The sequence below is a fragment of the Pontibacter chitinilyticus genome, assembly GCF_039748935.1.
Taxonomy (GTDB): Bacteria; Bacteroidota; Bacteroidia; order Cytophagales; family Hymenobacteraceae; genus Pontibacter; species Pontibacter chitinilyticus.
Genome location: NZ_JBDIZJ010000001.1, coordinates 19367 through 36698, shown reverse-complemented (window position 1 = coordinate 36698; position 17332 = coordinate 19367). Strand labels below are relative to the sequence as shown.

Here is a 17332-nt window from a genome sequence, read left to right as displayed (position 1 = left end):
CTTCTGAAGTAATTATGCTATTTTTGAAGCAAAATCCCCTAATTATTACTACATCATGAAGAAAGTCTTTTTTTTAGGAGCAGTATGCCTGGCACTAGGTATGGCCTCTTGTAAAACCTACTGCCCAGCATATAACTATGCAAAGCTCGACACCACGGCGAAAGCAAAAGTTCCGGCTGCTGCTACAGCAACGAAGACCATTGACAAGGCAAATAGCTAACACTGTTTAGCACCACATATAAAAGCCGGCGCTATGCCGGCTTTTTTGTTTCTGCCAGTATCAGCTGCGCCGCTTCCCACAGGTCTGCTACTTGTAACCGGTGCGTGCCCGGCGCATACTTGTCTCCCACCAGTATAGACGCGACGCCCACTCTGGAAGCCGCCTGCAGGTCCCGCTCCGAATCGCCTACCATCCAGCTTTGCGCCCGATCAATGTTAAACCTGGCAATGGCTTTCTCCAGCAGCAAACTATCCGGCTTGCGTGCCAGCGAGGCGGAAATGGTCTGATGGCCAGGGGCAAAGTATAAGGCATCAATCAAGCCGTTGCTATGCTCCTGCAGTTTAGCGTGGCAGGCTAGCACATCCTGCTTGCTGTATATTTTTTTTGCGATGCCTGCCTGGTTTGTAACTACGATCAGCAAATAGCCTTTTTGTTTCAGGAGCGCCAGCGCCTCCGGCACGCGGGGCAGCACCTCAAAATGTTCTAATTTATAGGCATAGTCGCCTAGTTCACGGTTCAGCACACCGTCGCGGTCCAGGAACACGCATTTTTCCTTTTGCATGCGTTAGAAATTAATGAAGGTGCTAAATTAACACCAATCCTTGAGTTTTCTCAAACGAGAAGCCAGTCCTAAAGGACCACAGCCGCATTCGCCACTTGCTATACTTGTAATGTAACCGGAAAAAGAAGTATGATTTACTGCCTGGCGAGCTAAAAAGTGCAACAGTATGTAAGAACGGGCACTGCAAATTACCTCTGCAGCATAAACACAGCTATTAGTTGTTCGCTGGTTCAAACTGTCTGTGCTTCTCAGGCAGCGCGCCTTTCTTCTTTTTATTTCTTCGCCCCCACCAGATCAGAAACCCGGTAACAGGCATGCTGGCAGCTAGCAGGCTGGCAAAAAAAGCAATGGTTTTTCCAACGATTCCGCCAATAGCGCCCACGTGTATGTCATAGTTCATGCGCATAATCTTATCAGCTGCTGAGGCGGCTGTAAACCTGCCGTACAGATGTGTTACAGGCAGTTCCTTAAGAGTATACTGATCGAAATACCGATAATCGGTTTGCCAGTAGGTCTCCGTATCGGGGTTAAGCGCTACTTCTATACTTGTTCCTTTGGTTTCCGGAACGTGTACTTCCAGGCTTCCGCCGTTTAGCCTGTGCTTCTGCTGCATCTTTATCCAGAGTTGATCCATTGCCGGCATTGTCGTGTTGGTCAGGAGCTTAGTGGTATCAGATGGCGGCTCGTAAAAATCTTCATACTGCTTTCCGCCCGAGGCTGCCCAATATACCGATTTAGAGAACCACTGAAAGCCCATGATCAACCCTGTGATAGCTGTAAACAGAACCACCCAGGTCATGTAAAAGCCCAGCACCTGGTGCAGGTCATAGTTGGTGCGGCGCCATTTAGCATTCCACTTAATTTTAAACCGTTGTTTCCGGGCAGCTTTGTTTTTCGGCCACCACAACACAAGACCGGTGATGAGTAAAAGCACAAAAATGAGCGTCGCACTGGCCACAATAGGCTGCCCGATAGCAGGAGGCAGCCAGAGATAATAATGCCCGTTAAGCACTATCCTGAAAAAATCGCGGTCCATATCCTTTACCTTCAGCACCTTGCCATTGTAGGGGTCCAGGAAAGTAATGTAGTAATATTCCGGTGCGAAGCTGAAGTAGACAACTTTAGAGGCTTTCCCTTTTTCGTAACTGATACTATGCGCCTGCTTCCCCGGCAACGCACGATCGGCAATGGCTTTTAGCCTGGAGGGGGCAAGTTGCGCCGCCTCTTGTGCAGAAACGAACTGGTAAGGCTGCGTAAGGTCTTCAATTTCGCGCTGATAGGCCAGTATGCAACCCGTAATGCCCAGGAAAAGCACCAGTAGCCCGGACGCAAGCCCAAGCCACAGGTGAATTCTGTTGATTGCTTTTTTAACTGACATTCCTTAAAATCTGTATCCAATGCTTACCCGATAGCTGCGCGGAGATTCCGTTTGCCAGTAATATCCATCCAGCGTGCCATCATAATTAAAGTCATAAGCAGACCCGGAATACAGGTACTGATTTAATAAGTTGTTAACATTCACACCAAGGCTTACTTTGTTGATCTGGTAAGAAACTGCACCGTCCAGGCGGAAATAATCAGGCAGCTGCATGGTGGCGCCTTCTGCATAACTCCAGGGGTACCGACCGAGCTGCCATTGGTAACCTAGCGATAAACCCAGCCCCTGCAACATTCCGTCATTTAGTTTATAAGATAACCAGGCATTGGTAACGTGCTTGGCAAATCCGGGCACTTTCTGGCCTTCTGCTAAGGTGGCGGTTGTTTCGGTTGCCTTGGAATCGGTATAGGCATAATTAAGTGTCAGCTGCAGGCCGCTAACTATCTCGCCACGGGCATCAAATTCAACACCTTGCGTTTGTGTTTGCCCCAGCTGTAAAGAGGTAGCTCCTGTCGGATCGTTCGGGTCGCCTACCAGCTGGTTGTTTTTTGTAATCTGATACAACGAAACAGTCGAATTCCAGCGTCCGCCAAACCAGTCTCGCTTAAAGCCAACTTCCATGTTATTGCCGGTAATAGGTTTCACCTTTCCACCATCCGATAGTTTTCCTAATTGAGGAATAAAAGCCTGGTCGTAAAGGGCATAAAGGGATGTTTGGTCATCCGGAGAAACGCTCAAGCCTACTCTTGGGGTAAACTGATCGTTTTTAACGATGCTGCTGTACTGGTTGGTCTCTACCTTTGTGTAGCGGGCAGCAAGCGTGAGCCGTAACTTATCTCCGAAAAAGCCTAGTTCATCCTGCGCATACAAGGCGCCATACTTTTGAGCCAGCGTACTGACTGCGGCCCTGTCTTCTAAGGGTACCGAATGATCGAATGTGGGGATGGCAATGGCGCCGTAAACCGGTTTGTAGATGTTAAAGGGGATTTCTTCATCCAGCACAAAGCTCTGGCTCCAGTCCGCCAGGTACTTTTTATTGCCTAGGTCAAGGCCGCCAAGAATGCGGTGCCTGACTGCGCCTGTGCGAAACTCTCCGTTAACAAAAAGCTGTCCGAATTTGCTGTTGTTCTGCGCATCCCAGCTACTCAGCGTTCGCTGCATGTTGCCGTTCTCGTCCACCCCCTTCAGCCAAAGAGAGTTGCCTTGCTGGTTATAGTAAAAATAAGCTGTCTGCGCCGTCAGTTTCCATTTATCGCTGAACTGGTGTTCAAAAGTAAAATAAGCGCTGTGGTCGTTCATGTCAGAAGGTGCAAGGTTGGGGTCAGCAATGGTGAAGCTACGTGGCAGTTCGGCATAAGCCTTCGGCGAGAACACGTAAGCGGAGCCAATAGCCGACATGCGCATGAACTGGTAAGTATACGCAGCGGTTAAGGATGTTCTGTCGCTGAATTTATACTTCAGCACCGGCGCGATGGCGTAGCGTTTGTTGTTCTCGTAGTCTCTCCATGAATCCTGTTTCTGGCCCATCAGGTTTAAGCGGTACAGCAACTTGCCGTTGCTGGTCAGTTGCCCGTCGAGGTCGGCGGTAGCGCGTAAGGTGTTAAAGCTGCCAAAAGTAAAGTTTACCTCCTGGCTGGTAACCCCGGTTGGCTTTTTGGTGACCACGTTGAAAAAACCAGCCGGATCGCCATTGGCCAGCATAAATCCAGCCGGGCCTTTCACAAACTCGATGCGCTCTACAAACGACATGTCTTCAGAAAGCGGCCCCCAGGTAGACTCCACGTTCATGCCATTTCTAAAGGGAGCTACTCTTGCGCCGCGCATATTCATGCGGGTATAATTGCCCCAGTGCTCCTGCATGGTTACGCCGCTCACGTTACGTCCTACGCCTTCCAGCAAGTTAAACACCCGCTGATCTTTGAGCACGTCATTTGTGATCACCTGTATGTTTTGTGGCACGTCCAACAGTTTTGCTTGCAGGCGCAACGACTCCGACGGCTGATCCACCTTATAGTTTTCGCGCTGCCCGTTAATGACGACTTCCTGAATGGCGGCGGCACTTTCGGTAAGTATAAAATCGGCGGTAACCACTTGCCCGGCAGTAACAGCAATGTGTTGCTCCTTTGGCTCCAGGCCAATCATCTGAACCCTGAGCGTGTAGGTACCAGGCTTTATTCTGTGAAGCATATAATCGCCCTGGGCATCTGTTGTAGCACCTAGTGTTGTGCCTTCCAGGGCAACCGTTACACCCATGGCGGGCTTATGGTCTGTGGTTGAGATGTGTCCTTTCACAGCTCCATTCTGTGCCACAGCAGCGAAGCCATGCAGGAGCAAAAAGCAAAAAGCAATCACAAAGGTTGGTGGTATTTTTAAAAAATAGGGAGTGTAAAGGCGCATGGCTATGTCTTATTCAGAATGATTCTACACAACAAAAGTAGAATCGAATAACTAAAAGCACAAGCCTTATTTAAATCAATTCTAAATAACAAGGTATAAAACTAACTTCTGTAGTAGTTCTCCTGCAACATAACTGAAGTATAACTTACAGATTAATAATTATTTGTGATTATAAGCTGTTCCCGCAACTATGCTTTTACTTTAAAGTTGAAGGGCTGCATCAGAATTGATCTCCTTACTTTTAGCTCGTCCTCAAAACTAAAATGTGATAAATCACCTTAGAAATGGCTGCAGATTTTCTGATCAACAAAGTATAAATGTTCCTGCAGAAACAAGCTTCCTGCGGTATTTCCACTTAAAACCATTTTCAAAACTCCTATTTCTCAAACTGCTAGCACATTAGAAATATCGGCATCATACAAAATAGAAAATAAAGTATAAATATTCGCAAAACACTATAACCCTTTACAGTCACGTTAGTATAGCTTGGCAGCGCACCTGAAAGTTACCGACAGGCGCGGATAACAAAAGTATGAGAGTAGCAATTATCGGAGCGGGCATATCGGGATTGGCACTGGCCTATTACCTGCAGAAGCTGGGCATTGCCTACGATCTGCTGGAGGCTTCGGCGCAGGTAGGCGGCAACATCCAAACAGTGCGCGTGCAGGACTATCTACTGGAACTGGGCCCGAATGCGCTGCAGGGTTCGCCGGAATTAGACGAACTGATCCAGGAGCTAAAGCTGGTGCAGGAAGTACTACCTGCCACTGCTACTTCCAGCAACCGTTTTATGCTGCGTGGCGGTAAGCTGCAGCCGCTCCCCTCCTCGCCCATCTCTTTTATCGGAAACAACTTCTTCTCCCGGAAAACAAAGTATAGAATACTGCAGGAAAGGGAAGTGCCGCCTGCCGAAGTGAACAATGAAACCGTTGCCCAGTTCTTCGAGCGCCGCTTTGGCCGTGAGGTGGTAGACTATGCCGTGGCTCCCTATGTAACAGGCGTTTTTGCCGGCGATGCGGAGACACTCTTACTGCACAAAGCCCTGCCACACTTCAAGGAGCTGGAAAACAGGTATGGCTCTGTGCTAAATGGCCTTTTGCAGGAAAACAATCCGGCAGCACGACAAGAAACTTTCTCTTTTGTAAACGGCCTGCGCACCTTGCCCGAAGCCATCGCTGAAAAGCTCATTTCGCTGCACCTGGAGCACCGCGTAGAGGTGGTTACCCGCAGCCAGGGCAAGTACGTGCTGAGTTGTGCCTCTGCCGGCGATCACGATACCCGCGAGTATGACGTGCTGGTGCTGGCCTTGCCTGCACAACCTGCCGCCGACCTGCTGCAGTATACGTTTCCGGGGCTGGCTGCCGCGCTGCACAACATCAACTATCCACCAGTGGCTGTGGTGCATACGGTTTACCAGGGCACGCATGTTGGCCATCCCCTCAGCGGCTTCGGAGCGCTTCACCCCCGGATCGAGCAGCCGTTCACGGCCGGCTCCGTCTGGACAAGCTCAGTGTTTACCGGCCGCTGCCGGCCGCACGAGGTGCTGTTTACCACCTTTGTGGGTGGCACACCCTATGCCGCCCACGCCCAAACCGCGCCGGAAGAGCTGCTGCAACGGGTACATCAGGAGCTCTGCGACACCTACAACATTCAGGTAGGAGCGCCTGTTTTCCAGCACCTGCACCTTTGGCCCCACTCGCTGCCGCAGTATGATTTATACATTGAAGATGCACACGAACTGGCCCAAACCTTGGAACAGGAGGCCTTGTATGTAGCCGCCAGCTGGCAGGCAGGCGTATCGGTGTCGGCCTGTATCCGCCATGCCAAAGCCCTGGCGCAAAAAATTAATTCCGGCAGAGAACGTAGCCTCAATAGCTGATTACCTATATTTGAGGTATGAAAGATGCGCTGGTGATCATCCCGACTTACAACGAACGGGAGAACATAGAGGCAATAGTACGGAAAGTAATGTCACTGCGCCATTCCTTCGATCTGCTGATCGTAGACGATTCCTCCCCGGATGGCACAGCGGCAATAGTACAGGCATTGCAGCAGGTATACCCCACGCGCCTGCACCTGGAGATCCGCTCCGGCAAACTGGGCCTGGGCACCGCTTACATCCATGGGTTTAAGTATGCGCTGCGCCATGGCTACGAGTACATCTTTGAGATGGATGCCGACTTCTCGCACAACCCAGACGACCTGCTCCGCCTGTATGAAGCCTGTGCTATAGATGGGTATGATATGGCTATTGGCAGCCGCTATGTGCAGGGCGTAAATGTGGTGAACTGGCCTATGAGCCGCGTGCTGATGTCTTACTATGCCAGCGCATATGTGCGGCTCATTACCGGCATGCCCATCCACGATACCACCGCAGGTTTTAAGTGCTACCGCCGCAAAGTTCTGAAAACGATTCCGCTCAACCAGATCCGTTTTATGGGCTATGCTTTCCAGATCGAGATGAAGTTTCTGACATACAAGTATGGCTTCAGAATAAAGGAAGTGCCTATTATTTTTACCGATCGCACCAAAGGCATATCGAAAATGTCGTCCGGTATTTTCAAGGAGGCCGTATTAGGTGTACTTAAGATGAAAGTAAGCAGTTTCTTCCGCCACTTCGACCGCTACTAAGCGGCCAGTATCCCCGCACACTGTTCAGCAACAACGCAGCAATTCCAGCTGCATCTCCGAGCTGCTCCTCTACAGAAACTCGCCCACTGATCTTGTCTGGGGCTCGACAACCTTGGTCGGAAGTTGTGCATTATACCCGTAACTCACCCATACGTATAGCTGACGGGCAGCCTCGCCGGTGTAGCCAAGCCTTGCATTCTTTGGCCAAGTATAGCTACTATCCAAAGCAAGCCTGCTGGTTCTGGTACCGGGCCGCACCACATACTTGCTTTGGATAGTAGCTGGCAAAGTTGGGGAGCTGATTTCTAAATTATACTTGTAGTTTAGTTAGGTGATTGTCTCTTTTTGCGGCTAAATTTACCCCTAGCGTGCGTTCCGCTTGCGTAGCGCCTGGCGGCACCACATGGCTATACTCTTATGGATAATATCATATTCTGGATCTTGTTTAATGCCTTTATCTTGCTGTTGCTGGGCCTGGACTTGTTTGTGTTCCATAGGCGGGCGCAGGAAGAAAAGGTAAAACAAGCTCTGCTCTGGACGCTTTTCTGGATCGCACTGTCCTTGGGTTTTAATGCCCTGATCTACTATACCGAGGGGCCTGGTCCTGCCCTGGAGTTTCTCACAGCTTACCTTATCGAAAAGTCGCTGAGTGTAGACAACCTGTTCGTGTTTATCCTGATTTTCAGCTACTTTAAAGTACCACTGATGTACCAGCACAAGATTTTGTTCTGGGGCATTATTGGGGCGCTGGTGCTACGGGCCACGTTCATTTTGCTCGGTGTAGCCCTGATTGCTAAATTCAATTTTATCATTTACCTGCTGGGGCTTTTCCTGGTATATACGGGCATCAAAATGGCCTTTTCGCAAGATGGCGAAATAGACCCCGGCCAGAACCCCCTTGTGAATTGGGCCAGCCGGCACCTGCGCCTGCTGCCTGGCATGGGGGGTGGCAAGTTCTTTTTGAAGCAGCACGGCAAGTACTATGCTACAACGCTTTTCCTGGTGCTGCTGATGGTAGAAAGTACCGACGTAGTGTTTGCCGCTGACTCCATTCCGGCAATTCTGGCCATTTCGAAGAACTCCTTTATTGTGTATACCTCCAACGTGTTTGCGCTGCTGGGCCTGCGGGCTTTATACTTTGCGCTTGCCGGTGTGATGCAGCTGTTCCATTACCTGCACTATGGCCTCTCGCTTATACTTACCTTTATCGGTGTTAAATTGCTTATCAGCGAATATTATGAGATCGATATGCGTTTTGCCCTGTCGATTGTAGGTGCGATCCTGGCTACTTCTATCATGCTGTCGCTGCTCTTCCCCAAGAAAGAGGAAGAAACCAAGCAGGTCAAGTAAGTTTTCCTTCAGCTTTACGGCAGATAGCTATCGTGACAGCCGAAAAACTGTAATTGCCTTTAGCTAAGCCAGTATATCAATAATGCCAACGTCTCAATTATCACCTCCCATACAAGCTCATGAATCTGTACCCGCTTCAAGCCAATTGCTAAAATTTAATAAATAACTTATAATATTTGCTTTTGATACAGTAATTCATTTATATTGCCATCAAATCAGCAGATAACATGACTTATTCTTTCGCAATTGTGTGCAAAAACCAACTCAAGGACCTTGACCGGGGCTCCGATGGTAATCTATTGCGCTAAGAAAAAAGAGCTATACAATACCTGAAGAAGCCCCGCCGAAAGCGGGGCTTCTTTTGTTTCAGGGCTATAGCAGTTAGAGAAATTGAGCATAAAAAAGTAAACATAAACAGCCATGAGAGCAAGTAAAACCATCACCTCACACGCAGCACCTCAATCCAGCTTCAGGCAGGCAGACGGAAAGCCTGTGCTGGTTGCTGGCCCATGCAGTGCCGAAAGCGAAGAACAGATGTTAAAAACGGCGCAGGCCCTCACCAAAGTGGAAGGCGTATCGGTGTTTAAAGCCGGCATCTGGAAATCGCGTACGCGCCCCAACAGCTTTGAAGGGGTAGGCGATGTGGGGCTCGCATGGCTGAAAACTGTAAAGCAGGAAACCGGCTTGCGCACTGCCTGCGAGGTAGCCAACGCCCGCCAGGCAGAGGCAGCACTGGCCCACCAGGTAGATATCCTCTGCATCAGCGGCCGCACGGTTGTGAGCCCTTTTGCGGTAGAAGAGGTGGCCTCGGCTATTAAAGGCTGCCCTGTACCGGTGCTGGTTAACAACCCCGTGTACCCGGACCTGGAGCTGTGGATCGGCACCTTGGAGCGCCTGCACCAGGCGGGCATTACGGATCTGGCAGCCATACACCGCGGCTTTCAGGCCAGTGAGCAGTACCCGTACCGTCGCCACCCCCGATGGGATTACATGCAGCAGCTGAAGCAACTGTTACCGGACATACCTGTGCTCTGCGATGCCGGTCATATTGCAGGCAAGCGCAGCCTGATGTACCCGGTGAGCCAGCGGGCTATTGATCTGGGTGCCGACGGTTTGCTGTTTGAGTCGCACATCAGTCCGGGCGAGGCACTCAGCAACCCACAGCAGCAGCTGATGCCGCAGGAACTGGAGCTGCTCGTAAACGCCATTCGCACTGCCGTGAAGCTGGATGAAACAGCTCAGCTCGTAGACCAGTTGGATGATCTGAGCCAGCAGATGGACAGCCTGGACGACGAGCTGCTGGAGCTGTTGTTGCGCCGCTCCGATATGACCAGGAAGATCAGCCAGCAGCGGCTCGGCTTTGCCGCCCCCGACCTGCAAGGCACCCGCTGGAAAAAACAACTGGAGAACTGGCTGCAAAAAGCCGGTCAGGAAGGATCAGATGAGGAACTGGTGAAATCTGTAGCAAGGGCTATTCATCAGCACACTGTGCAGGCTCAGAACAACAGCATGGGCTCATCGGCGGTGGCGTAAGTATAAGTATAAATGCAGCCAGTTTCCTGCACAAGGCTTTGCGCAACTATAGGATTCTGTTGATTCGCAGTGCTGTGCAGGCGAAACCGCAGGAATTGTGAAAGTATAAAAAGGCCCGCCCGGTTTAAAGCCGGGCGGGCCTTTTTGCTTCTGCTGCAGCACGGCAGTTTATGTGTGCGGGTGTGATGAAAGCACCTGATCTGTTTCCTCGAAAACCACATTTGCCTAATTCTCTTATAATTAAAGCCAAAGCTGTAATTTCTTAGACAGCGGAAGACCTGTATCGGAAAAATATTTTCTTTAAAAATACACAAAAAGTTATTTGCTATAATTAATAGTGATCATTTACGTTCCATGCAGCTTCCAACCAAGCCATTTCCCAAATACTTTCTTCTGATATTCATACTTTACTTCTACCTGTGGCCGCACTTGTAGCTACAGTTGCCAAACAAAGGCGCTCTTGACGCAGCCCCGGCACGGGCTGCTGCTCTCTGGGCCGTTTCCGCTTTCGTGGCGGAGGAGCATTTCTATACTTATTCTTTTCATTATATTAAACAATTTAACCATTCAAGCTTATGAAACAGAACATTATTAACCGATTTGCCTGTGTCCGTTGGCTGCTGCCTGTGGGACTTAGCCTGCTGCTGCTCTCCTCCTGTGAGGAGAAGCTGCCCGAGCCCACTACCAAAGGGGCCAACACCTTCGCCTGCAAGGTGAACGGAAAGGCTTGGATCCCCGATGCAGGTGGCAGCTTTTCTGGGAAGAAGCTGTCTGTGTTATACAGTGATTTATTTAAGCCACAGGTAAACTTTGTCCTTTTTGCCACCCGCATCAATAAAGAAGACAATACCTCTATCCAGTTAGCGCTGGAAGACGTGAGGACTACCGGTACGCAGTATTTTGACTTCGACACAAACCCCTATCCTAATGAGCTGCATTACAAGAATCATGCTATGTACGTTGAGTACAAACCTGGGAAGGCGAGTTACATCACCAACACGCACTACACCGGCATCGTCAACTTCACGCGGGTGGACACGGTCAACCACATCATCGCGGGCACCTTCGCCTTCACGGCCGAAAATACTGACGGCTCGGGCCAGGTCATCAAAGTGACCGAAGGCCGCTTCGATATCAACTGGCTTACATTACCTTAAATGAACAATTAGATTAAAACAAAAAGCAAGCTTATGAAACAGACTTACAGATTACTCGTCCTCATCCTCCTGCTCGGAGGAGTTATTTCCAAAGCGCAGGCGCAGGCGGGCACCACCTACACAGGATAAAGCGCAGGTATAGCTGATTATTTTACCTAAAAATATTTCGGCAAACGCTTGCATTACATTAAGTGATTGTTTACTTTTTATGCAACTTCCAGCGAGGTACTTTCCTGCACGACTTCTTCTGATATTTATACTTCTACACCTGCGGCCGCATTTGCAGCTACAGTTGCCAAACAAAGGCGCTCTTGACGCAGCCCCGGCACGGGCTGCTGCTACTGAGTACCGTTTGCGCTTTCGTGGCGGAGGAGCATATTTATACTTATACTTCTCAATCTTTTTAACAGTTTAACCAGTCAAGCTTATGAAACAGAACTTTTTCAACCGATTTATGCTACTCCGCTGGCTGCTACCCGCTGCGCTTAGCCTGCTCCTCCTGGGGTTGCAGGCATGCAGCAAAGACAAGATGTGCGAAGATGAGCCATTCTGCGCCCGTGTGAACGGTAAAGTATGGGTTCCCGTTTCAGACAGTGACTTTAAAACTAGTGAACTTACTTTCCATTTGATAGATGACACTCACCAGTTTTGGGTAAGAGCGAAGAGAAGTTCTGCAGTTATTTTATTTGGAGTTATTAATGCTAATAGTAACATTCAAATTGGTGATTACATTCTAAACGAGAGTAATAATAATGGTTACTACTCTCCAGAACCTGGGAAGGAACTTCTAACCGACTCTACCTATACAGGTCTGCTGTCTATAACAGCAATAGACAGAGTGAAAAAAACGATAGCCGGAACATTTTACTTTAGGGCGCGCAACCCAGCTACTGGCGAGGTGGTGGATGTGTCGCATGGGAGGTTTGATGCTATCTACTCAGAATACTAGTCTATACCATAAGTTTCAACTTCTAAAAGTAGCACAGCCGCCGTGTCTCCAGCAGCTCCCAACAAAAATTTTGCAATAAAACCATCTAAAATTTGCAATTTTAAAATTGATGTACTAAGTTTAACACATCATTCAGCAAAACCATGATTCAGCACAACGCATTTTATTTTAGCTACTACTTTTTTGGTACCCATCCGGGGCTCCAGAAGTAAAGCTATTGCGTTGAGATACCATATAAAGCTTTCACTTTACAAGCCCCGCCGCAAGCGGGGCTTTTTTTTAACTATGTCTATACCCATCAAAATCGCTATTCAGGGAGGCCCGGCCTCTTTCCACGACACCGCCGCCCGGCAACTCTTCGGAGAGGCTGTAGAGGTGCTGCCCTGCGCCACATTTCGGCAGCTGTGTGACTCTCTACAGCAGCAGAAGGCAGACTTTGCCGTGATGGCGATCGAGAACTTGCTGGTAGGCAGCCTGCTGACCAACTATAGCCTGCTGCAGGAGTATGACTTTCAGGTGTGGGAAGAGCTTTGGTTACCCATTCAGCAGAACCTGATGGCGCTGCCTGGCCAGCAGCTGCAGGATATCACCACGGTGATGTCGCACCCGGTAGCTTTGCAACAATGCGCCGCTTTCCTGACGCAGCACTCTGAGCTACAACCCCAGGAAAGCACCGACACCGCCGACAGCGCCCGCGAAATACAGGAAAAACAGCTATACGGCGTAGCAGCCATCGCCAGCAAACTAGCAGCCGAGCTTTACGGCCTGGAGATCCTGCAGGCTAACATCGCCGACAGGGCGGACAACAGCACCCGCTTTTTGCTGCTTTCCCGTAAGCCACGCGCTGCCGTTACCGCAGAAACAAGTAAAGTATCGCTTATTTTGCAGCTACCGCTCACGAATGGCGCTTTTAACGCTGCTATCAACCAGCTAAACCAGCTACAGCTGCACATTACGCTGCTGCAGTCTTTGCCCATGCCCCTGGCACATGCCAGCCACTATGTAGCCGTAGACCTGGAGTGCACGGACGAGAACCAGACAAGGGAAGCCATTGAGGCGATCAGGCCATTTGTCCAAAACCTGAAAGTACTTGGCCGGTATCCCAGCTCACCACATCCTTTGCTCGTGTCACAGCGAAAAGCAGCTTTACATTTTCAACAGCTCTAATTTATACTTGTCATGATCATTCCGAAAGCCCAGCGCCTGAGCCACGTGCATGAGTACTACTTCGCCCGCAAACTGGCCGAAGTAGCCGCTCTTAACGCGCAGGGTAAACAAATCGTCAACCTTGGCATCGGCAGTCCGGATATGGCGCCCTCGCCGGCTACGATTGAGGCGCTCACCACGGCGGCGGCACAACCTTCCGGCCATGGCTACCAGCCATACCGCTCATTGCCGGTGCTCCGCCAAGCCATCGCCGACTGGTATGCCGCTACTTTTCAGGTGGCCCTGCACGCAGAAACGGAAGTATTGCCGCTGATAGGATCAAAAGAAGGCATCTTTCACATTTCTATGGCTTTCCTGAACCCAGGTGATAAGGTGCTGCTGCCCAACCCCGGCTACCCCGCTTATGCTACCACGGCACGGCTGGCAGGTGCCGAGCCGGTATACTATACCCTTTCAGAAGAAAACGGCTGGCTACCTGACATGGCGGAGCTTGAAAAGCTGGCCAGCCAGGGCATCAAGCTGATGTGGATTAATTATCCGCACATGCCCACCGGGGCACAGGCAACTGCTGCTATGCTGCAGGAGCTGGTGCAACTCGCCAGCAAGTATAAATTCCTGCTGGTGAACGACAATCCCTACAGCTTGGTGCTTCCGGCGGCACAACCCCTCAGTTTACTAAGTATACCCGATGCCAAAAGCTGCTGCCTGGAGCTGAACTCGCTAAGTAAATCGCATAACATGGCCGGCTGGCGTGTGGGCGCGGTACTGGGACGGCAGGATTACCTTGACACGGTACTGGCAGTGAAGAGCAACATGGATTCGGGAATGCTGCAGGCGGTGCAACTCGCGGCTGTGGCTGCGCTGCACAACAGCGACGACTGGCATGCGCAACGGAATGCCGAGTACGGGCGGCGCAAAGAACTTGTTTATCAGCTACTGGACACGTTGGCATGTACCTATCAGAAAGACACTGTGGGTATGTTTGTGTGGGCGCGGGTGCCGGACCATGTCTTTGACGTGGAGGCCTTTTTGGATGAACTGCTTTATGAAGCCAGCGTCTTTCTGACCCCGGGTAAAATATTCGGTACGCAGGGCGAGCGCTACCTGCGGGTATCCCTCTGTTCCTCCATCGAACAAATAACAAAAGCTATTGACAATATAAATAAACATCAACCATCAATCATACTTCATCATGGAATCAAATAACACCGGTATAAAGTTGGCCCCTAAAACCAAGATCCTGAATGGCGGACCACTGCCAACTGTAATTGCAGGCCCCTGCAGCGCCGAGAGCGAAGAGCAGATGCTGCAGACGGCGCACGAACTCAAAAAAGACAAACGTGTATCTGTTTTCAGAGCAGGTATCTGGAAGCCGCGTACGCGCCCGGGCATGTTCGAGGGCGTGGGCACTGTGGGCCTGGAATGGCTGAAAACCGTAAAACAGGAAACCGGCCTGCTGACTGCCTGTGAAGTAGCCAACACCAAACACGTAGAAGAAGCGCTGGAATACGGTGTAGACATTCTGTGGGTAGGTGCCCGCACAACGGTAAACCCGTTCTCGGTGCAGGAGGTGGCTGATGCATTGCGCGGCGTAGACGTACCGGTGCTGGTTAAAAATCCTGTTAACCCAGACATTCAGCTGTGGGTGGGTGCCATCGAGCGGTTGAACCAGGCCGGCATTACGGACCTTGGCCTAATACACCGGGGATTCTCTATGCCGCATAGTAAGCCTTACCGCAACCACCCGAAGTGGGAAACGATTCAGGAGATACGCCGCCTGCTACCAGGACTGCCGCTGCTGACGGACCCCAGCCACATTGCCGGTCGCCGCGACCTGCTGCAGACGGTAAGCCAGCAGGCGCTGCACCTGGGCGTGGATGGCCTGATGATTGAGACGCACATTAACCCGGACGTGGCGCTGAGCGATGCTTCGCAGCAGGTAACGCCGATTGGGCTGGACAAGCTGCTGACCGCCCTGGACCTGGACACAGAGCACGTTGCCAATGCAGAACAGCTGCAGGATCTGCGTGCCCTGATTGATCGGCTGGACCATGAGCTCATCAACATACTTTTCCTGCGCTCGGATGTATCGAAACAGATTGGCGAGTATAAGCGCAACAACGCCCTTGACATTTACCAGTCGGGCCGTTGGAAGCAGGTGCTGGAAGACAGGCTGCAGATAGCCCGGCAAACAGGCTTGGATGAAGATTTTGTAAAAGCGATCTTCGAAGCGATTCACGGCCACTCGCTGGGCGTGCAAAACGAAGTTTTTGCCAGCTCTGATTCCTCGCTGAAGGTAGCTGAGTAAACGCGTTCTATTTATTAATTTATACTTGTCAGGAGGAGCAGTTGAGGATTCTCAGCTGCTCTTTTTCTGGCATTCAGGAGTAGGGCATTGCAGACCTTGCCGTAGTATGAAAAAATTTCGTGGCAGCCGCCTTGCTTTGGCACTGTTCCATCCTTCCTGATGTTGTCACCCCAAATAATTGCAAGATCATGTCTAACGTTTCATCCAACGCTCCTATTTACCGCCTGCGCCTGATTGGTATACTGGAAGGTATCTCGTACCTGGCCCTGCTCGGCGTCGCCATGCCGCTGAAGTATATCGCAGGCATGCCTGAATTTGTGAAGTATGCCGGCTGGGCGCACGGCCTGCTGTTCGTGCTGTTTATACTTGCTGTTGCAAATGTAGCTCTGGCTAAAAACTGGTCAGCCGGAAAGGTGTTTGCAGCGCTGATCGCCTCGGTGCTCCCTTTCGGGCCTTTTATACTTGATGCCAAGCTGCTGCGGGAGGAAGAGGCGAAAACAATCGCTGCCGGAAAGCAGCGCGTCGCCTAACAGCGGCTTACTCGGCCGATGCATCAATACCCGCTCTGCGTGCCCACGCCTGCGCTATTACGCTGGCCGACAGCAGTTGCAGGGCATGGTAAAGCATCACGGGCAACAGGATAATACCTACCAGATCCGGGTTCGGGAACAGCACTTTCGACATGACGGTGCCGTGCACTAGCGACTTTTTAGAGCCGCAGAAAATAGCGGTGATCCGGTCTTCGCGGTTAAAGCCGAATATCCTGCTGATGCTATAGATCAAACCGAACATCAGGAAAAACAAGCCGGCCATACATAGCCCCAGCACCAGCACATTGGCAAAGCTGTAGCCGCTGAACATATGGCGGGCAAAGGATTCGCAAAAAGACGTATACACGATCAGCAGAATGATGCTTTGATCGAAGTAACGGAGCTGCTTTTTATGGCGTTCGGCAAAGCCGCCCCAGTAGCGGTGCAGCAGGATGCCCAGCACCACAGGCAATAGCACCTGCAGTACCAGTTTGCCCATTACGCTCCAGATATCGAAGCCTCCGCCGCTGTCCGTCAGGAACAGGCCCATCCAAAGAGGCGTGATAAAAATACCGATCAGGCTAGAGATGCTGGCGTTGAAAATAGCCGCTGCCATGTTGCCACCCGCGATGGACACCATCACGACGGACGAGGAAACCGTAGAAGGCAGCGCCGAGAGGTAAAACACGCCCAGCCACAGGGTTGCTTCCGGTGTGCCCTCCACAAAACGGTGCAAGGGCAAGATGAGTAGCGGGAAAAGGACAAAAGTGCTAACCTGCACGACCAGGTGCAGGCGCCAGGTGCTCAGGCCCGCTTTAAGTTTAGCAGGGCTCAGACGCAAGCCATAAAAGAAGAAGATCACGGACACGCCATAGTTCGCTATTTCACCCAAGGAGAGCGGTTCACGGTCTATGCCGATCTGGGGCCACAGGTAAGCCAGCAGGATCATCCCGGCCAAAGCCAGCAGAAACCAATCCAGCCCCGCACGCGCAGCCAGCCCCACTACCCGCGGAAGCAAGCCGACACCCTTATTTACTGCGCTATCCTGTTGCGTTTTTTTCATGCCCATGCCACATTTGATGAAGTATAAAAGTACAATGGCCCCGCAAGTATAGTTGCGGGGCCATTGTACTTTGCTTTACCGCTTGGA

The 17332-nt window shown here is 50.8% G+C and carries 17 protein-coding genes; 11 read left to right on the top strand and 6 right to left on the bottom strand.

The window, feature by feature from the left end:
• Positions 1–55 precede the first annotated feature (55 nt).
• On the top strand, positions 56–220 hold the full coding sequence (locus ABDW72_RS00150; protein ID WP_347156405.1) for a hypothetical protein: 165 nt from the start codon (positions 56–58) through the stop codon (positions 218–220).
• Between the two features lie 31 nt (positions 221–251).
• On the opposite strand, the gene ABDW72_RS00145 is transcribed toward ABDW72_RS00150, so the two are convergent.
• From ABDW72_RS00145 to ABDW72_RS00135, 3 genes are all read right to left on the bottom strand, one after another.
• The gene (locus ABDW72_RS00145; RefSeq protein ID WP_347156404.1) at positions 252–782 is read right to left on the bottom strand and encodes a D-glycero-alpha-D-manno-heptose-1,7-bisphosphate 7-phosphatase; all 531 of its coding nucleotides are present in this window, start codon (positions 780–782) and stop codon (positions 252–254) included.
• Between the two features lie 214 nt (positions 783–996).
• Complete coding sequence (locus ABDW72_RS00140; protein ID WP_347156403.1) at positions 997–2160, bottom strand: PepSY-associated TM helix domain-containing protein; 1164 nt, start codon at positions 2158–2160, stop codon at positions 997–999.
• Positions 2161–2163: 3 nt separating this feature from the next.
• A complete protein-coding gene (locus ABDW72_RS00135; protein WP_347156402.1) occupies positions 2164–4557 on the bottom strand; it encodes a TonB-dependent siderophore receptor in 2394 nt (797 codons plus the stop codon).
• 532 nt (positions 4558–5089) lie between these two features.
• Between ABDW72_RS00135 and hemG the strand changes: the two genes are divergently transcribed.
• Together hemG and ABDW72_RS00125 are read left to right on the top strand one after the other, a co-directional pair.
• Positions 5090–6436 (top strand): protoporphyrinogen oxidase, encoded by a 1347-nt coding sequence (hemG, locus tag ABDW72_RS00130; RefSeq protein ID WP_347156401.1) that lies wholly within the window; start codon positions 5090–5092, stop codon positions 6434–6436.
• 17 nt (positions 6437–6453) lie between these two features.
• A complete protein-coding gene (locus tag ABDW72_RS00125) occupies positions 6454–7188 on the top strand; it encodes a polyprenol monophosphomannose synthase (protein WP_347156400.1) in 735 nt (244 codons plus the stop codon).
• 69 nt (positions 7189–7257) lie between these two features.
• Here the strand turns inward: ABDW72_RS00125 and ABDW72_RS00120 are convergent, their stop codons facing one another.
• Positions 7258–7476, bottom strand: a complete 219-nt coding sequence (locus tag ABDW72_RS00120; protein WP_347156399.1) for a hypothetical protein — start codon at positions 7474–7476, stop codon at positions 7258–7260.
• A gap of 129 nt (positions 7477–7605) precedes the next feature.
• On the opposite strand from ABDW72_RS00120, the gene ABDW72_RS00115 reads away from it, so the two are divergent.
• From ABDW72_RS00115 to ABDW72_RS00105, 3 genes are all read left to right on the top strand, one after another.
• Positions 7606–8538: a TerC family protein gene (locus ABDW72_RS00115; RefSeq protein ID WP_347156398.1), complete on the top strand. Its 933-nt coding sequence runs from the start codon at positions 7606–7608 to the stop codon at positions 8536–8538.
• Between the two features lie 420 nt (positions 8539–8958).
• Complete coding sequence (locus tag ABDW72_RS00110; protein ID WP_347156397.1) at positions 8959–10071, top strand: chorismate mutase; 1113 nt, start codon at positions 8959–8961, stop codon at positions 10069–10071.
• A gap of 575 nt (positions 10072–10646) precedes the next feature.
• Complete coding sequence (locus ABDW72_RS00105; protein WP_347156396.1) at positions 10647–11228, top strand: Riean_0653 family protein; 582 nt, start codon at positions 10647–10649, stop codon at positions 11226–11228.
• A 51-nt stretch (positions 11229–11279) separates the two neighbouring features.
• Here the strand turns inward: ABDW72_RS00105 and ABDW72_RS00100 are convergent, their stop codons facing one another.
• Positions 11280–11411, bottom strand: a complete 132-nt coding sequence (locus ABDW72_RS00100; protein WP_347156395.1) for a hypothetical protein — start codon at positions 11409–11411, stop codon at positions 11280–11282.
• Positions 11412–11655: 244 nt separating this feature from the next.
• Between ABDW72_RS00100 and ABDW72_RS00095 the strand changes: the two genes are divergently transcribed.
• The 5 genes from ABDW72_RS00095 to ABDW72_RS00075 all read left to right on the top strand — a co-directional run bounded on the left by ABDW72_RS00095 (position 11656) and on the right by ABDW72_RS00075 (position 16182).
• Complete coding sequence (locus tag ABDW72_RS00095) at positions 11656–12177, top strand: Riean_0653 family protein (RefSeq protein ID WP_347156394.1); 522 nt, start codon at positions 11656–11658, stop codon at positions 12175–12177.
• A gap of 285 nt (positions 12178–12462) precedes the next feature.
• A complete protein-coding gene (locus ABDW72_RS00090; protein ID WP_347156393.1) occupies positions 12463–13344 on the top strand; it encodes a prephenate dehydratase in 882 nt (293 codons plus the stop codon).
• Positions 13345–13356: 12 nt separating this feature from the next.
• Entirely contained in the window at positions 13357–14550 is a 1194-nt protein-coding gene (locus ABDW72_RS00085; RefSeq protein WP_347156392.1) for a pyridoxal phosphate-dependent aminotransferase, read from the top strand.
• Complete coding sequence (locus ABDW72_RS00080; protein ID WP_347156391.1) at positions 14537–15652, top strand: chorismate mutase; 1116 nt, start codon at positions 14537–14539, stop codon at positions 15650–15652. Before ABDW72_RS00085 ends, ABDW72_RS00080 begins: the two co-directional genes overlap by 14 nt.
• Positions 15653–15840: 188 nt before the next feature.
• Positions 15841–16182 carry a DUF3817 domain-containing protein gene (locus tag ABDW72_RS00075; protein WP_347156390.1) on the top strand — a complete coding sequence of 114 codons (342 nt, stop codon included), beginning with the start codon at positions 15841–15843 and terminating at the stop codon, positions 16180–16182.
• Positions 16183–16189: 7 nt separating this feature from the next.
• Here the strand turns inward: ABDW72_RS00075 and ABDW72_RS00070 are convergent, their stop codons facing one another.
• Positions 16190–17245 carry a bile acid:sodium symporter family protein gene (locus tag ABDW72_RS00070; RefSeq protein WP_347156389.1) on the bottom strand — a complete coding sequence of 352 codons (1056 nt, stop codon included), beginning with the start codon at positions 17243–17245 and terminating at the stop codon, positions 16190–16192.
• Positions 17246–17332 lie beyond the last annotated feature (87 nt).

Coding starts and splice junctions, on each gene's coding strand:
- ABDW72_RS00150 (WP_347156405.1), top strand. CDS start 56: ATGAAGAAAGTCTTTTTTTTAGGAGCAGTATGCCTGGCACTAGGTATG.
- ABDW72_RS00145 (WP_347156404.1), bottom strand. CDS start 782: ATGCAAAAGGAAAAATGCGTGTTCCTGGACCGCGACGGTGTGCTGAAC.
- ABDW72_RS00140 (WP_347156403.1), bottom strand. CDS start 2,160: ATGTCAGTTAAAAAAGCAATCAACAGAATTCACCTGTGGCTTGGGCTT.
- ABDW72_RS00135 (WP_347156402.1), bottom strand. CDS start 4,557: ATGCGCCTTTACACTCCCTATTTTTTAAAAATACCACCAACCTTTGTG.
- hemG (WP_347156401.1), top strand. CDS start 5,090: ATGAGAGTAGCAATTATCGGAGCGGGCATATCGGGATTGGCACTGGCC.
- ABDW72_RS00125 (WP_347156400.1), top strand. CDS start 6,454: ATGAAAGATGCGCTGGTGATCATCCCGACTTACAACGAACGGGAGAAC.
- ABDW72_RS00115 (WP_347156398.1), top strand. CDS start 7,606: ATGGATAATATCATATTCTGGATCTTGTTTAATGCCTTTATCTTGCTG.
- ABDW72_RS00110 (WP_347156397.1), top strand. CDS start 8,959: ATGAGAGCAAGTAAAACCATCACCTCACACGCAGCACCTCAATCCAGC.
- ABDW72_RS00105 (WP_347156396.1), top strand. CDS start 10,647: ATGAAACAGAACATTATTAACCGATTTGCCTGTGTCCGTTGGCTGCTG.
- ABDW72_RS00100 (WP_347156395.1), bottom strand. CDS start 11,411: ATGCAAGCGTTTGCCGAAATATTTTTAGGTAAAATAATCAGCTATACC.
- ABDW72_RS00095 (WP_347156394.1), top strand. CDS start 11,656: ATGAAACAGAACTTTTTCAACCGATTTATGCTACTCCGCTGGCTGCTA.
- ABDW72_RS00090 (WP_347156393.1), top strand. CDS start 12,463: ATGTCTATACCCATCAAAATCGCTATTCAGGGAGGCCCGGCCTCTTTC.
- ABDW72_RS00085 (WP_347156392.1), top strand. CDS start 13,357: ATGATCATTCCGAAAGCCCAGCGCCTGAGCCACGTGCATGAGTACTAC.
- ABDW72_RS00080 (WP_347156391.1), top strand. CDS start 14,537: ATGGAATCAAATAACACCGGTATAAAGTTGGCCCCTAAAACCAAGATC.
- ABDW72_RS00075 (WP_347156390.1), top strand. CDS start 15,841: ATGTCTAACGTTTCATCCAACGCTCCTATTTACCGCCTGCGCCTGATT.
- ABDW72_RS00070 (WP_347156389.1), bottom strand. CDS start 17,245: ATGAAAAAAACGCAACAGGATAGCGCAGTAAATAAGGGTGTCGGCTTG.